1 rRNA gene is annotated in these 232 nt (G+C 40.1%); it reads left to right on the plus strand.

What is annotated here, in order from left to right:
- Positions 1–70 (plus strand): 16S ribosomal RNA (locus tag OGY83_RS00040); the annotation flags it as partial.
- Between the last annotated feature and the right edge of the window lie 162 nt (positions 71–232).

Below are 232 nucleotides of genomic sequence, written 5' to 3' on the forward strand. Positions count from 1 at the left end.
GTGATTCATGACTGGGGTGAAGTCGTAACAAGGTAACCGTAGGGGAACCTGCGGTTGGATCACCTCCTTACCTTAAAGAAGCGTTCTTTGTAGTGCTCACACAGATTGTCTGATGAATGATGAACTTCTGAATGTACTTTCGAGTGCATTAAGAAGTTTTGCTCTTTAAAAATCTGGATCAAGCTGAAAATTGAAACGACACACTGTTTCATTTCTCCGTAATAAGAAATGA

Origin of the sequence: Citrobacter sp. Cpo090 (assembly GCF_030332665.1) — a bacterium.
Taxonomy (GTDB): Bacteria; Pseudomonadota; Gammaproteobacteria; order Enterobacterales; family Enterobacteriaceae; genus Citrobacter; species Citrobacter portucalensis.